10 protein-coding genes are annotated in these 14614 nt (G+C 70.0%); 7 read left to right on the plus strand and 3 right to left on the minus strand.

Features of this window, described 5'->3' with window-relative positions; genetic code table 11:
• Positions 1 to 29: 29 nt before the first annotated feature.
• Positions 30 to 1202, plus strand: coding sequence for a M20 aminoacylase family protein (locus WYO_RS27235; protein ID WP_007568828.1), 1173 nt, complete (start codon positions 30 to 32; stop codon positions 1200 to 1202).
• Entirely contained in the window at positions 1199 to 2563 is a 1365-nt protein-coding gene (gene chrA / locus WYO_RS27240; RefSeq protein ID WP_007568830.1) for a chromate transporter, read from the plus strand. The genes WYO_RS27235 and chrA overlap by 4 nt, the downstream gene beginning before the upstream one ends.
• A 9-nt stretch (positions 2564 to 2572) precedes the next feature.
• Here the strand turns inward: chrA and WYO_RS27245 are convergent, their stop codons facing one another.
• Positions 2573 to 3973, minus strand: a complete 1401-nt coding sequence (locus WYO_RS27245) for a leucyl aminopeptidase family protein (protein WP_007568832.1) — start codon at positions 3971 to 3973, stop codon at positions 2573 to 2575.
• A gap of 129 nt (positions 3974 to 4102) precedes the next feature.
• Between WYO_RS27245 and WYO_RS27250 the strand changes: the two genes are divergently transcribed.
• From WYO_RS27250 to WYO_RS27265, 4 genes are all read left to right on the plus strand, one after another.
• Positions 4103 to 4927 carry a CDC27 family protein gene (locus WYO_RS27250; RefSeq protein ID WP_007568834.1) on the plus strand — a complete coding sequence of 275 codons (825 nt, stop codon included), beginning with the start codon at positions 4103 to 4105 and terminating at the stop codon, positions 4925 to 4927.
• 338 nt (positions 4928 to 5265) lie between these two features.
• Positions 5266 to 7965: an aconitate hydratase AcnA gene (gene acnA, locus WYO_RS27255; protein WP_007568836.1), complete on the plus strand. Its 2700-nt coding sequence runs from the start codon at positions 5266 to 5268 to the stop codon at positions 7963 to 7965.
• A 180-nt stretch (positions 7966 to 8145) separates the two neighbouring features.
• A complete protein-coding gene (locus WYO_RS27260) occupies positions 8146 to 8832 on the plus strand; it encodes a hypothetical protein (protein ID WP_007568838.1) in 687 nt (228 codons plus the stop codon).
• A 438-nt stretch (positions 8833 to 9270) separates the two neighbouring features.
• Positions 9271 to 10968 carry a methyl-accepting chemotaxis protein gene (locus WYO_RS27265; protein ID WP_007568840.1) on the plus strand — a complete coding sequence of 566 codons (1698 nt, stop codon included), beginning with the start codon at positions 9271 to 9273 and terminating at the stop codon, positions 10966 to 10968.
• 66 nt (positions 10969 to 11034) lie between these two features.
• Here the strand turns inward: WYO_RS27265 and WYO_RS27270 are convergent, their stop codons facing one another.
• Together WYO_RS27270 and WYO_RS27275 are read right to left on the minus strand one after the other, a co-directional pair.
• A complete protein-coding gene (locus tag WYO_RS27270; RefSeq protein WP_007568842.1) occupies positions 11035 to 11697 on the minus strand; it encodes a CoA transferase subunit B in 663 nt (220 codons plus the stop codon).
• Between the two features lie 21 nt (positions 11698 to 11718).
• Entirely contained in the window at positions 11719 to 12459 is a 741-nt protein-coding gene (locus WYO_RS27275; RefSeq protein WP_007568844.1) for a CoA transferase subunit A, read from the minus strand.
• A 314-nt stretch (positions 12460 to 12773) separates the two neighbouring features.
• Here WYO_RS27275 and WYO_RS27280 point away from each other — a divergent pair, with 314 nt between their 5' ends.
• Positions 12774 to 14576: an AsmA family protein gene (locus WYO_RS27280; RefSeq protein ID WP_007568846.1), complete on the plus strand. Its 1803-nt coding sequence runs from the start codon at positions 12774 to 12776 to the stop codon at positions 14574 to 14576.
• Positions 14577 to 14614 lie beyond the last annotated feature (38 nt).

Here is a 14614-nt window from a genome sequence, read left to right on the forward strand (position 1 = left end):
CGACCTGAAGGCCACGAAAGCCCGGACTCATGCCCGTCCTCGAACGGATCCGCGATTTCGCCGACACGATGAAGGCGTGGCGGCACGATCTGCACGCCCATCCGGAGCTGCTCTACGACGTGGAGCGGACCGCGGGGTTCGTGGCCGATCGGCTCCGCGACTTCGGCTGCGATTCGGTGGAGACCGGCATCGGCCGGACCGGCGTGGTCGGGGTGATCCGCGGCAACGGCCGGAACTCGAACCGCGCCATCGGGCTGCGTGCCGACATGGACGCCCTGCCGATCCAGGAGGTCCGGGACCTGCCCTACCGCTCCACGGTGCCGGGCAAGATGCACGCCTGCGGCCACGACGGGCACACCACGATGCTGCTCGGGGCGGCCAAGTACCTCGCCGAGACCCGGGATTTCGACGGCGCCGCGGTGCTGATCTTCCAGCCCGCCGAGGAGGGCGGTGGCGGCGGCGAGGCGATGGTCGAGGACGGCCTGATGGAGCGGTTCGGGATCGAATCGGTCTACGGGATGCACAACATCCCCGGGATGGCGGTGGGCACCTTCGCGATCCGTCCGGGGCCGATCATGGCCTCGACCGACCGTTTCACCATCACGATCGAGGGTCGGGGCGGCCATGCGGCCCTGCCGCAGAACGCCGTCGACAGCGTGCTGGTGGCGAGCCACGTGATCATCGCCCTGCAGAGCATCGTGTCGCGCAACCTCCATCCGCTGGAATCGGCCGTCGTCTCGGTCTGCGCGCTCGATGCCGGCGAGGCGTTCAACGTGCTGCCGCAGAGCGTCACCATGCGCGGCACCATGCGCACCCTGTCCCAGGCGGTGCGCAGCCAGATCAAGGCGCGGATCGAGACCCTGGTGGCGGAGATCGCCGGCGGCTTCGGCGCGAAGGGCGTCGTGGAATACGGCTCGAGCTATCCGGTGACCGAGAATCACCCGGCCGAGACGGACTTCATGGCCGGCGTGGCCGAGGCGCTGGTCGGGCCGGAGAATGTCGACCGGACCGTCGCGCCGATGATGACGGCGGAGGACTTCTCCTACATGCTCGGCCGCCGCCCCGGCGCCTACATGTTCATCGGTAACGGCGACAGTGCCTCGCTCCACCACCCCCATTACGACTTCAACGACGCCGCGACCCCGTACGGGGCTTCGCTGTGGGCGCGTCTGATCGAGACGGCGCTGCCCCTGACGGCGTGAGCCCGGCGGGCGCCCCCGGCCTTCCGAATCCGACCCTGAGGCAGGCCGTCCCGGTCTGGCTGCGGGTGGCGGCCCTCTCCTTCGGCGGGCCGGCCGGCCAGATCGCCGTGATGCACCGGATCCTCGTAGAGGAGCGACGCTGGATATCGGAGCGGCGCTTCCTGCACGGGCTCGGCTTCTGCACGCTTTTGCCCGGCCCGGAGGCGCAGCAGCTCGCGACCTATATCGGCTGGCTGATGCACGGGCCCGCCGGTGGCCTGGTCGCGGGCGGGCTGTTCGTGATGCCCGGGCTCCTGGCCCTGATGGGCCTGAGCTGGCTCTACGTCCTGTACGGCACGATCGATCTGGTCGCCGGCCTGTTCTTCGGGCTCAAGGCAGCGGTGCTCGCCATCGTGCTGCACGCGCTCTGGCGCCTCGGCGGCCGGGCCTTGCGCGGGCGGACGGACCGCCTCATCGCGGGCGCCGCCTTCGTGGCGATCTTCGCCCTCGCCGTACCCTTCCCCCTGGTGGTCGTCGTGGCGGGCGTGCTCGGCCTCGTGCTGGGGCGGAAGCCCGCGCCGGCTCCGACCCCCGCGGAGGCCGCGGCGGCGGGCGAGGCCGGATTCCTGATCGGCGAGGCGATGCTGCCGCGGGAGCGCGCCGGACCGGCGGATTCGCTGCGCGTCGGCGCCCTCTGGCTGGCGATCTGGCTCCTGCCGGTGGTGGCGCTGCTGGTTCTGCCCGGCCCGGCCCCGGTCTTCGGGCAGGTCGCGCTGTTCTTCTCCAAGATGGCGGTGGTGACCTTCGGGGGCGCCTACGCGGCGCTCGCCTATGTCGCCCAGCAGGCGGTGGAGCATTACGGCTGGCTGCGGCCGGGCGAGATGCTCGACGGGCTGGGGCTCGCCGAGACGACGCCCGGCCCGCTGATCATGGTGCTCCAGTTCGTCGGCTTCCTGGCCGGCTACCGGGCGCCCGGCACCCTGCCGCCGCTGCTGGCCGGAACGCTGGCCGGCCTGCTCACCACCTGGGTCACCTTCGCGCCCTGCTTCCTCTGGATCTTCGCCGGAGCGCCGCTGATCGGGCGTCTGCGCGGGAGCCGGCTGCTCGCCGGGGCCCTGTCGGCGATCACCGCTGCGGTGGCGGGCGTGATCCTCAACCTCGCGGTCTGGTTCGGGCTGCGGACGCTGTTCGGCGCGGTTCGGACGGTGCCGCTGGGGCCGCTGCGCCTGGACGTGCCCGTGCTCGCGAGCCTCGATCCCGCCGCCCTGGTGCTGACGCTGCTGGCGGTCCTGGCGGTCTTCCGGCTGAATCTCGGGGCGCTGCCGACCCTGGCGCTCTGCGCCGGGGCCGGGATGCTGCTGCGACTGTCGGGCCTGGCCTGACCGTGCCGCTCAGGTCCCGTAGCGGGCCTTGAGCAGCGCGTAGGTCAGGCGCGCGGTCTGGACCTCGCCGCCCTCCGGCCGGCCCGGCTTGGTCGCGGGATTCCAGCCGTAGAGATCGAAATGGCCGTGCGCCTTCGTCTTGGGCGCGAAGCGGCGCAGGAACAGCGCCGCGGTGATCGCGCCGGCGAACGGGCCCCCGGACACGTTGTTGAGGTCCGCCACCTTGGAGTCGAGCAGGCTCGCGTAGGGGGCGTGCAGCGGCATCCGCCAGATCGGGTCGATCGCCGTCCGCCCGGCCTCCGCGACGGAGGCGGCCAGGCCCTCGTCCTCGGTGAAGAACGCCGGGAGATCGGGACCCAGCGCCACCCGGGCCGCGCCCGTCAGCGTCGAGAAGTCGAGGATCAGCTCGGGCCCCTCCGCGTCGGCGAGCGCCAGCGCGTCGGCGAGGATCAGCCGGCCTTCGGCGTCGGTGTTGCCGATCTCGACGCTGAGCCCCGCCCGGCTGGGCAGCACGTCGCTGGGACGGAAGGCGTTGCCGGAGACCGCGTTCTCCACCGCCGGGATCAGCACGCGCAGGCGGATCCTGAGGCCGGCGCCCATGATCATGTCGGCGGCGGCCAGCGCCACCGCGGCGCCGCCCATATCCTTCTTCATCAGCAGCATGGCGGAGGAGGGCTTGATGTCGAGCCCGCCGGTGTCGAAGGCGACGCCCTTGCCGACCAGGGTCACGCGCGGCGCATCTTCCGGCCCCCAGCTCAGGTCGATTAGGCGCGGCGCCCGCGGCGAAGCGGCGCCGACCGCGTGGACCAGGGGGAATTCCCGGGCCAGCGCGTCGCCCTGCGTCACCGCGATCGCGGCGCCGTGGCGCTCGGCCAGGGCCCGGGCCGCAGCCTCGATCTCGGCCGGTCCGAGATCGTTGGCGGGGGTGTTGATCAGGTCCCGGCCCATCGCGACCGCGGCGGCGATCCGCCCGATCTCGTCGCTGTCGATCCCGGCGGGCGCCACGAGGCGCGCCTTCGGGCCGCCGGCGGAGCGGTAGCGGCCGAAGCGGTAGCTCCCCATCAGCCAGGCCAGCGCGGCCTCGGCGGGGTCGGGGGCGTTCTCCAGGCGGAAGTTTCCGTCCGGCAGCAGGCTGGGCAGCTTCCCGGCGATCAGGCGGTCATAGGCCGGCGCCTCGGTATCGCCGAGGCCGAACAGTACCCGGGCGAGATTGCCGTCCGGGCCCGGCAGCAGCGCGAGGCTCCCGGCCTTCGGCTTGAAGCCGAGCGAACGGGCGAAGCTGCTGTGGGCCGGGTCCAGGGCGGCCTCGGCCTCGGACCAGGACGCCGTCGTCACGAGGGTGACCGGCACGGCGGGCGTGTCGCCGGGCAGAAGGGCGGGATGCGTCGCGGAAGCGTCGGCCTGGGTCATATGCCTCTCGTGGGGCGGTCGGGCCGGCAGCGGCTTAACCGGTGGTTAGGGTTAACGCTCTATCACCGGCCGGCCGGGAGCGTGAAGCGCGAGCCAGAGCCCACCCGGCCTGTGCCGGCGGAGCGCATCATGAAGACGGCCCCGATCCGGGTCACCGGAACCCTGGCTTCCAACGTCCGCCGGGCAGCTCTTGCCGCCGCGGCCCTCACGGCACTGGGTCTTGCCGGCTGCAACACCCGCTCGCCCGAGACCACCGGCTCGATCGGCGATCTCGGTGGGCGCCAGATTGCCGCGCGCCAGGAAGCGCCCTCGCGCCAGGATCTCGAGGCCCTGGCCGAGCGGTTCAACGCCAATCCCGGCGATGGGCGGGCGGCCATCGCGTATGCCCGCGCCCTGCGGGTGAACGATCAGGCGGCCCAGGCTTCTGCGGTGCTGCAGCAGGCGGCCCTGCGCAACCCGCGCGACACGTTCATCCTCGGCGCCTACGGCAAGTCGCTGGTCGAGGCCGGCCGCTACCGCGAGGCGATCGACGTCCTCGCCAACGCCCATTCCCCGGCCTCGCCCGATTGGCGGATCCTCTCGGCCCAGGGCTCGGCCTCCGCGCAGCTCGGCGAGCAGGCCCGGGCCCAGAGCTTCTACGAGGCCGCGCTGAAGATCCGGCCGAACGAGCCCTCGCTGCTGTCGAATCTCGGCCTGTCCTACGCCCTGTCGCGCAACCTCGATCAGGCCGAGCAGACCCTGCGGCTCGCGGCCGACCAGCCCGGCGCCGATGCGCGCGTCCGGGCGAACCTCGCCCTGGTGCTCGGCCTCAAGGGTCGATTCGCCGATGCCGAGGCGATTCTGCGCCGGGACATGAGCCCGGAGGAGGCCGCGACCAACGTCGCGTCCCTGCGCAAGCTCGCCGCCCAGCCGAATCGCTTCAAGACGCTGCCGGGCGCGCCGCAGCAGGGCTGATCGCCGCCCGAATCGCATCCAGGGCTGATGGCAGAGGCGCCGACGCGTTCCGTCCGCGTCTCACGATGCACCGCACCATCGAGGCAGCCCCGCAGGCCCGACAGGGCCGCGCGGCTGTCATCGCAACCCGGTAGCGGCCAGATTCGAAAAGTTCTATATCGCTTCCTGGCTGCGCCGCGCGGCTCCACGGGCGTCCAAATCGCCCCCGCGCATCGTCCTGCCCGGGCACTCCCGGGGCGGCGCGCGCCCGTCGGGCGCTACACAGGCCGAACACAGACTTCGTAGCGCAGGTCTTGCCTGCGCGTGTTCGACAACCCGCAGCGAGGATAGAACCAGCCGTGCCATCACTCGACAGCTTCAAGGCCCGCCAGACGCTCGAAGCCGGCGGCAAGACCTACACCTATTATTCGATCCCCGAGGCCGAGAAGAACGGCCTCGCCTCCGCCACCGCGCTGCCCTTCTCGATGAAGGTCCTGCTGGAGAACCTGCTGCGCTTCGAGGACGATCGCTCGGTCCGCAAGGCCGACATCGAGGCGACGGTCGGCTGGCTCGCCGAGAAGGGCAAGGCCGAGGTCGAGATCGCGTTCCGGCCCGCCCGCGTGCTGATGCAGGACTTCACCGGCGTCCCGGCCGTGGTCGATCTGGCGGCCATGCGCGACGCCATGGTGGCGCTCGGCGGCGACCCGCAGAAGATCAACCCGCTGGTGCCGGTCGATCTCGTCATCGACCACTCGGTGATCGTCGACGAGTTCGGCACCCCGAAGGCGCTCGCCGACAACGTTGCCCTGGAATACTCGCGCAACGGCGAGCGCTACACCTTCCTGAAGTGGGGCCAGTCGGCCTTCGACAACTTCTCAGTGGTCCCCCCGGGCACCGGCATCTGCCACCAGGTGAACCTGGAATACCTGGCCCAGACCGTCTGGACGAAGTCCGAGGACGGGACTGAAGTCGCCTATCCCGATTCGCTGGTTGGCACCGACTCGCACACCACCATGGTCAACGGCATGGCGGTGCTGGGCTGGGGCGTCGGCGGCATCGAGGCCGAGGCGGCCATGCTCGGCCAGCCGCTCTCGATGCTGATCCCCGAGGTCGTGGGCTTCAAGCTCTCCGGCAAGCTGCCCGAGGGCACCACTGCCACCGATCTGGTGCTCACCGTCACGCAGATGCTGCGCAAGAAGGGCGTGGTCGGCAAGTTCGTGGAGTTCTACGGCCCCGGCCTCGACGACATGGCGGTCGCCGACCGGGCCACGATCTCCAACATGGCCCCGGAATACGGCGCCACATGCGGCTTCTTCCCGATCGACCAGCGGACCATCGACTTCCTGAAGGTCACCGGCCGCTCCGACGACCGGATCGCCCTGGTGGAGGCTTACGCCAAGGCGCAGGGCATGTGGCGCGACGCCAAGACGCCCGACCCGGTCTTCACCGACACGCTGCATCTCGACATGGGCGAGGTCCGCCCCTCGCTCGCCGGCCCGAAGCGCCCGCAGGACCGGGTTCTGCTCGATGCCGCCAAGCCCGGCTTCGCGACCTCGATGGAGACCGAGTTCAAGAAGGCCGCCGATCTCGCCAGCCGCTACCCGGTCGAGGGCACGAATTTCGATATCGGACACGGCGACGTGGTGATCGCGGCGATCACCAGCTGCACCAACACCTCGAACCCGTCGGTGATGATCGGCGCGGGCCTGCTCGCCCGCAACGCCGTGGCCAAGGGCCTGCGCTCGAAGCCCTGGGTGAAGACCTCGCTGGCCCCCGGCTCGCAGGTCGTCGGCGAGTATCTCGAGAAGTCCGGCCTTCAGGAGCCCCTCGACGCGCTGGGCTTCAACCTCGTCGGCTTCGGCTGCACCACCTGCATCGGCAATTCCGGCCCGCTGCCGGAGGCGATCTCCAAGGCGATCAACGACAACGATGTCGTGGCCGCCGCGGTGCTCTCGGGCAACCGCAACTTCGAGGGCCGGGTGAACCCCGACGTGCGGGCGAACTACCTCGCCTCGCCGCCGCTGGTCGTGGCCTACGCGCTGGCTGGCTCGATGCAGATCGACATCACCACCGAGCCGCTGGGCCAGGGCTCCGACGGCAAGCCGGTCTACCTCCGGGACATCTGGCCGTCCTCGGCGGAGGTCCAGCAGTTCATCGAGGAGAACATCACCTCGGAGCTGTTCAAGCGCCGCTACGCCGACGTGTTCGGCGGCGACGAGAACTGGAAGAACGTCGAGGTCACCGAGGCCGAGACCTTCGCGTGGAACCCCGGCTCCACCTACGTGCAGAACCCCCCGTACTTCGTCGGCATGGAGAAGACGCCCAAGCCCGTGGAGGACATCGAGAACGCCCGTATCCTCGGGCTCTTCCTCGACTCGATCACCACCGACCACATCTCGCCCGCGGGCAACATCCGGGCGGCCTCGCCGGCCGGCGAGTACCTGCAGGCGCACCAGGTCCGCGTGCAGGACTTCAACCAGTACGGCACGCGGCGCGGCAACCACGAGGTGATGATGCGGGGCACCTTCGCCAATATCCGCATCAAGAACCAGATGGTCCGGGACCCGTCCGGCAACGTGGTCGAGGGTGGCTGGACGCTGTTCCAGCCGTCGGGTGAGAAGATGTTCATCTACGACGCGGCGCAGAAATACGCCGCGCAGGGCACTCCGCTCGTCGTCTTCGCCGGCAAGGAATACGGCACCGGCTCCTCGCGCGACTGGGCGGCCAAGGGCACCAAGCTGCTCGGCATCCGCGCCGTGGTCGCCGAGAGCTTCGAGCGTATCCACCGCTCGAACCTCGTCGGCATGGGCGTGGTGCCGCTGGTCTTCCAGGGCGACACGTCCTGGGCGTCCCTGGGCCTCAAGGGCGACGAGACCGTGACCATCAGGGGGTTGTCCGGCGAGCTGAAGCCGCGCCAGACCCTGATCGCGGAGATCACCGCGTCGGACGGATCGAAGAAGGAGGTGCCGCTCACCTGCCGGATCGATACGCTCGACGAGCTGGAATACTTCCGCAACGGCGGCATCCTGCCCTACGTGCTGCGCTCGCTCGCGGCCTGAACCCTCGGCCAGGCGGCCCCCGCAGGGTCGCCTGAACCGTATCGAGGCGGCGCCGATCCGGCGCCGCCTTTTTCATGCCCGGCGTCAGGCTGCGCATCCTGACGGAATTGTCTTGCGCACAACCTTGTTTCGCGCCCGCGGCGCCCCATAACCCGGCTCCCGAAGCAGGACCGGAACCCGATGAAGCATCTCAGCAAGACCCTCGCCGCCGCCGGACTGACAGCTCTGCTGTCGAGCGCAGCCTTCGCCGCGCAGGTCGAGCGCGTCCGCGGCACGATCGACAAGGCCGAGGGCAGCACGCTCACGATCAAGACCGAGGACGGCAAGTCCGAGACCGTCGATGTCGGCGGCGCCAAGTTCGCCTGGGTGGTTCCGTCGAGCCTCGACCAGATCAAGGACGGCGTCTTCATCGGCACCGCCACCAAGGGCGAGAACCCGATGACCGCCCTCGAAGTCGTGCTCTTCCCCGAGTCGATGCGCGGCACCGGCGAGGGCCATTACGGCTGGGACACGATCACCGACCAGACCGGCGGCGCCGGCTCCAAGGTGAAGAGTGCCATGACCAACGGCACCGTGAAGGCCGAGACCGCCAACGCCCTCAAGGTGAAGAGCGCGATGACCAACGGCACCGTGAAGGCCGATGCGAGCGCCGCCGGCGGCGCCCGCACCCTGACGGTGAGCTACGGCAAGGACGGGTCCAAGGAGATCGTGGTGCCGTCCTCGGCGCCGATCGTCGCCTTCGAGCCGGCCGATAAGACGATCCTGGCCCCCGGCTCCAAGGTCTTCGCCGTCGTCGCCAAGGATGGCGCCAAGGCCGAGGGCAAGCTCGTGGCGGTCGGCAAGGACGGCCTCACCCCGCCGATGTAAGGTTTGGACGTGCGCCCCGGGGCCGGCAGGGCCGATCCCGGGGCGTGGCCGCCTTCGCGAAGCCTGTGTTTTCGAGTCCGGAGCCCCGGTGTTGGGCCCGCCATCCTGCTCGGTCCGCGAGGACGACGCACGCACGTGCACAAATCCTCGGCATGATCGGGCGCTTCGCGCAGGCCGCAGAATCGGGTCGAGTTCTGCAACGGTCCGAACAAGCGCGTGATATCGCGCATGAGGGAAGTAAGTTTGCGGTCTATTTTACGATTTATAATATGTTATGTTTTGTCTTATTAATATATACAACCAATTTATCTTGATACTAAATTGGTCTGCGCCTGTATGGTTTGTCGGCAGGGTAGCGCACAGGGCTTTCGCCGTTGATGTTTCCGTGGTCAAGCTGGAGGATCAGGGATCTAGCTTGCACGATGCGGGGCCGGCGCGATGAAGTTCTTGCGTGACGCAAAAATTCTCGTGAAACTTGCAATCCCGCTTCTGATCGTCGCTCTCGCCGCCGGTGGATTCATTCTCTACGCCCGTGCGAGCCTGGTCGCGCAGTCGGAGCAGACACGTCACATCATCGACGTGCAGGCCAAGCGGCTCGCGCTGATCCTCGGTCTCCAGATCGATGTCAGCGAGATGTCCGTCCAGGCCCGGAACCTCGTCCTCGAGACGCGGGACTCGCAGCTGGCGGGATACGAGACGCGCATCAAGCAGGCCAAGGCGCATGCCTTCGGCCAGATCGACACTCTCGGAAAGCTCGCCGACACGCCCGAGCGGCGCGCGGCCAACGCGGAGCTGAGTCAGACCCTGACGGCTCTCGGGGCGGTCATCGACCGGGTCATCGCCAGCGCGGAGGAGGGCAACAGCGAACTCGGCCGCGACATCCTGCTGAGCGACGGCAATCCGCTCCGTGCGAAGCTCTGGGAGCTGGCCCAGGCGCGGATCGATGTGCTGACGGCCGAACTGCAGCAGGAGCGCGACGCGTCGGAGCAATCCGCGGCCCGGGCGACCCTGACGCTGGTCGCGGCGGCGTCCAGCGGTCTCATCGCCGCCATCGGGGCGGGCGTCGCGGTCGTCATCCTCGGCGTGACGGCGCCCCTCAAACGCCTGGTCCGGACCCTCGAGCGCATGGGGCACGGGGAGATCGACAGCGAGATCGCCGAGGCCGCCCGCGGTGACGAGATCGGCGCCGTCGGGCGCGCGGTCGAGGGGATCAAGCGCATGGTCGCCGCGGAGGCGGCCGAGCAGGCCGAGATGCGGCGCCGGGCCGATGCCGCCGCCTCGGCCGAGCGCAGGCGCGCCCGGGCCGAACTCGCCGACAGTTTCGAGCAGGCCATGGTCGGCATCGTCGGCGCCGTGTCGAACTCGGCGGTCGAGCTGCAGACGGCCGCCCAGGGCATGACCGATACCGCCAGCATCGCGGCGATGCAGGCCGCGACCGTCGCGGCGGCGGCGGAGGAAGCCGCCGCCAATGTCCAGACGGTTGCCGCAGCCGCCGAGGAACTCGGCACCTCGGTCCGGGAGATCGGCCGCCAGGTCACCGGATCGGCCGCGCTGACCCGGACGGCGGCCCAGGAGGCCGGCGAGACGACCCAGCTCGTGCAGGCCCTGAACCAGACATCAGCGAAGATCGGTGAGATGGTCGGGCTGATCGCCAACATCGCCAGCCAGACCAACCTTCTGGCCCTGAACGCCACCATCGAGGCGGCCCGGGCCGGGGAGGCGGGGCGCGGCTTCGCCGTCGTCGCCTCGGAGGTGAAGGAACTCGCCGGCCAGACTGCCCGTGTCACGGACGAGATCACCGGTCAGATCGGCGCGATCCGGGCGGTGACCGAGAACGCCGTGGCGGCCATCGGGGGGATCACCAACCGGATCGGCGAGATCGACGGGGTGACCGCCAGTATCGCGGCGGCGGTCGAGGAGCAGGGCGCGGCGACTCAGGAGATCGTGCGCAACGTCGCCCAGGCCGCCTCCGGCACCGGCGAGGTCACGAGCAACATCGTCGGGGTCGCGGAGGCGTCCGAGGCGACCGGGGCCGCCGCCGCCCAGGTTCTGGGGGCGGCCGCGGCGCTCTCGGACCAGTCCGGGCTCCTGAATGCCGAGGTGGCCCGCTTCCTCAATGGCATCCGGGCCGCCTGAGGCGGCCCCGACCGATCGGCCGGGTCATCCCGGAAGCCGAATGTCGGCTCCCGGGATGATGCGCAATCAGGCTGCGAGCGCGACGGTGTAATCCGCCTCGGTCTTCTTGCGGATCTCCGCCTCGGAGACGCCGTCGGCGAGCTCGATCAGCTTCATGCCGCCGTCGCCCTTCTTGTCGATCTCGAAGACGCCGAGATCGGTGATCACCAGATCGACCACCCGTGTCCCGGTCAGCGGCAGGTCGCAGGCCTTGAGCAGCTTGGGGCTCTCGGTGCCGTCCTTGTTCTTGGCGACGTGCTCCATCACGACGATGACGCGCTTCACGCCGGCAACGAGGTCCATCGCGCCGCCCATCCCCTTCACCATCTTGCCGGGGATCATCCAGTTGGCGAGGTCGCCGTTTCCGGCCACCTGCATCGCCCCCAGGATCGACAGGTTGATGTGCCCGCCCCGGATCATCCCAAAGGAATCCGCCGAGGAGAAGTAGCTGGTCGTCGGCAGGGCCGTGATCGTCTGCTTGCCGGCGTTGATCAGGTCCGGGTCCTCCTCGCCCTCGTACGGGAAGGGGCCCATGCCGAGCATGCCGTTCTCGGATTGCAGCTGCACCGACATGCCCTCGGGAATGTAGTTCGACACCAGCGTCGGGATGCCAATACCGAGGTTCACGTAGAAGCCGTCTTCCAGCTCCTTGGCGGCGCGCGCCGCCATCTGCTCGCGGGTCCAGGCCATCGTTCTACTCCCTTCCCTCGATCAGTGCGTGCCGCCGCCGGCGGCGGCCGCGGGCGTGGTCTCGGAGCGCTTGCGCGTGGTACGCTGCTCGATCCGCTTCTCGCGCACGCCGACCTCGATGATCCGCTTCACGAAGATCCCGGGCGTGTGGATCGTGTCCGGGTCGATCTCGCCCGGCTGCACGAGATGCTCGACCTGCGCCACCGTCATCGTGGCGGCCGTCGCCATCATCGGGTTGAAGTTGCGGGCGGTCATCCGGTAGCGGAGGTTGCCCTCGGTATCGCCGGTATGGGCGTGCACGATCGCGAGGTCGGCAAACAGGCCGCGCTCCATCACGTATTGCTCGCCGTCGAACTCCCGCACCTCCTTGCCCTCGGCGACCTTGGTGCCGACGCCGGTCTTGGTGAAGAAGGCCGGAATGCCGGCGCCGCCCGCGCGGATGCGCTCGGCGAGCGTCCCCTGCGGGTTGAATTCGATCTCCAGCTCGCCCCCGAGATACTGCCGGGCGAACTCCTTGTTCTCGCCGACATAGGACGAGATCATCTTGCGCACCTGTCGCGTGTCCAGGAGCTTGCCCAGGCCGACGCCGTCGATGCCGGCATTGTTCGAGACGATGGTCAGGCCCTTGACCCCCGAAGCGCGCACCGCCTCGATCAGCTCGTCGGGGATGCCGCAGAGGCCGAAGCCGCCGCACATCACCATCATGTCGTCGCGCAGCAGGCCGGCCAAGGCCGCGGTGGGATCCGTGTAGACCTTCTTCATCGAACCGTCCTTTTCCCGCCCGGTCTGGCCCGGCCGAAATCTTGGGAAGCGCGTTTCCTCGGGCTTGCTGTCCGCGATTCCGCGACCGAAATCCAGTACCGCGATCCCCAGCCCACATGGTGTCCGGGGCGATCCGTAACCCGCGCCGCCCTGGGGAGAGCCCGACCGCAGCGCCGGAGCCCCGCAGACAAGGCGGCCTGAGCGCGCTATGAGATGAATTCGACGAGCAGACCCTACCGGGCCGCGACGGCTTGAGGGGGCTGGCGCCGCACCCGGCCTTCGGCCGCATCTGCGGCTCGCCCATCCGGAGCATGATGTCGCCGCGCCGCCCAATCCTCGCTCTCGCCCTCGCGGGCCTCATCCTCGCGGGCCTCGGCCTTCAGGACTGGTCCGTCGATGGCCGCCGGGCGACGCGTTTCGCGGCCCATGCGCTGGACGATTACGGACTCGCGCTGACCACGCAGGGGACCGCTCAACTCCGACTCCTGCCCCTGCCGCGCTTGACCCTCGGACAGGTGCGCCTTGCCGCCGGACCCACCGGGCCGACCCTTGCGGAGGGTGGCCGCTTGACCATCGACCTCGATCCGCTCGGGTTGCTGGTCGGGCGGGCGGATCTGGGCGGGCTCCGGCTGGAGGATGCACGCCTGTCCGCGGATGCCGCCGCCTGGCGCGAGCCGCTCACGCAGCTGACCGGCCGCATGCGCTCGGGGCTGACGCAGCGCCCGCGCTGGATCGCCCTGAGCGGGGGCCGCATCGACGGGGGCGACGACGCGCGGGATATCGCAATCGACCTCGCCTGGCCGTTCTGGAGCGCCTCCGCCGAGGCCCATGCCAGCCTGACCTGGCGAGGCGTGCCGATGCGGGTGGCGCTGACCCATCTTCTGCCGGCCTACATCGCACAGGGGCTGCGCACACCGTTCACGGCTTGGATGACCTGGCCGGATGGCAGCCTCGCGCTCGACGGGACGGCGGGACCTCCGCCGGATGGAAGCACAATGCCGGCCCTGGCCGGGCGAGCCCGGTTCGAGAGCCGCTCGCTCCCGGAAACCCTGGCCTGGCTCGGGCGCGACGCACCGCTCGCATCGCTCGCGGGCGCCTTCTCGCTCGACGGACGTTTCGAGACGTCGGACAAATCCGTGTCCTGGCCGAGCCTGCGGGTCGGCCTCGGCGACGACGTTCTGGAGGGGGCGGGTGCCGTGGCCCTCGGTCCGGGTACCCCGCAGCGCCTTTCGGTCCAGGCGACCCTGGCGGCCGAGACGCTCAACCTGGCGCCGCTGATGGGCGATCTGGTCAAGCTGTTCGAGGCGGAGCCGACGCCTCTGGCGCTGGCGCCACTCACCAAGGGCGATCTCGATCTGCGCCTGTCGGCGGCCGAGGGCCGGGTCGGGCTGGTTCAGGTCCAGGACCTAGCCGCCAGCATCCTCGTCCGGGATGCCGCCGTGGAAGTGGCGGTGAACCGCGCGCGCCTTCAGGACGGCACGCTCAAGGGGCGCGTCACCCTGGCGAGCGGTGCAGATCCGGCCGAGACCGAGGTGCGGATGCAGGGCAGCCTCGATCGAGTCGATCTCAGCACCCTGCTGGGCGAGATCGGGACCGGGCGCTGGATGAGCGGGCCGCTGCAGGGGCAGTTCTCCCTCGAGGGCAGCGCCCGCGACAGTGCCGGCCTGCTCGCTCATCTCGGCGGTCGCGCGACGCTGTCGGTCGACGGCGGTGCGATCTCGGGTCTCGATTTGGCCGAGCTCGTTCACCGCAATGGCGTCGTCCCCGCCGGAGCGCTCGCGCGCCGCAACGGCCGGACCGCCTTCGAGCGCGCCGCAATCACGCTGCGCTTCGCCGACGGGGTCGGTGAATTCGCCGAATCGGGCCTGCGTGGGCCGAGTGTCGGGGCCAGCCTGCAAGGTCGGGTCTCGCTGCCGACGCGACGGATCGAGGCCCGGGGCGATCTGGCGCTGCGCGCGGCATCCGACCCGTCCCGCGGGCTCCTGTTCGAGGTCTCGGGTCCATGGGATGCGCCGACCGCGCAGGTCGTACCCCAGGGCGAGGCGATGCTGCCCGACCCGTTCAAGGTTCCCGCTGCGCTCGGGCTGAGCGGCAACGCCCGCGCCTACGCGCCGTGACGCCGGTGATGGCGTCCGTTCGTGCCCGCTTTTAAGCT

The sequence above is a fragment of the Methylobacterium sp. GXF4 genome, from assembly GCF_000272495.1.
Taxonomy (GTDB): domain Bacteria; phylum Pseudomonadota; class Alphaproteobacteria; order Rhizobiales; family Beijerinckiaceae; genus Methylobacterium; species Methylobacterium brachiatum.

Bases quoted from the DNA above. Each gene is read 5' to 3' on its own strand.
- WYO_RS27235 (WP_007568828.1), top strand. From the start codon at position 30: ATGCCCGTCCTCGAACGGATCCGCGATTTCGCCGACACGATGAAGGCG.
- WYO_RS27275 (WP_007568844.1), bottom strand. From the start codon at position 12,459: ATGAAGAAGGTCTACACGGATCCCACCGCGGCCTTGGCCGGCCTGCTG.
- WYO_RS27260 (WP_007568838.1), top strand. From the start codon at position 8,146: ATGAAGCATCTCAGCAAGACCCTCGCCGCCGCCGGACTGACAGCTCTG.
- WYO_RS27250 (WP_007568834.1), top strand. From the start codon at position 4,103: ATGAAGACGGCCCCGATCCGGGTCACCGGAACCCTGGCTTCCAACGTC.
- WYO_RS27280 (WP_007568846.1), top strand. From the start codon at position 12,774: ATGTCGCCGCGCCGCCCAATCCTCGCTCTCGCCCTCGCGGGCCTCATC.
- WYO_RS27245 (WP_007568832.1), bottom strand. From the start codon at position 3,973: ATGACCCAGGCCGACGCTTCCGCGACGCATCCCGCCCTTCTGCCCGGC.
- WYO_RS27270 (WP_007568842.1), bottom strand. From the start codon at position 11,697: ATGGCCTGGACCCGCGAGCAGATGGCGGCGCGCGCCGCCAAGGAGCTG.
- WYO_RS27265 (WP_007568840.1), top strand. From the start codon at position 9,271: ATGAAGTTCTTGCGTGACGCAAAAATTCTCGTGAAACTTGCAATCCCG.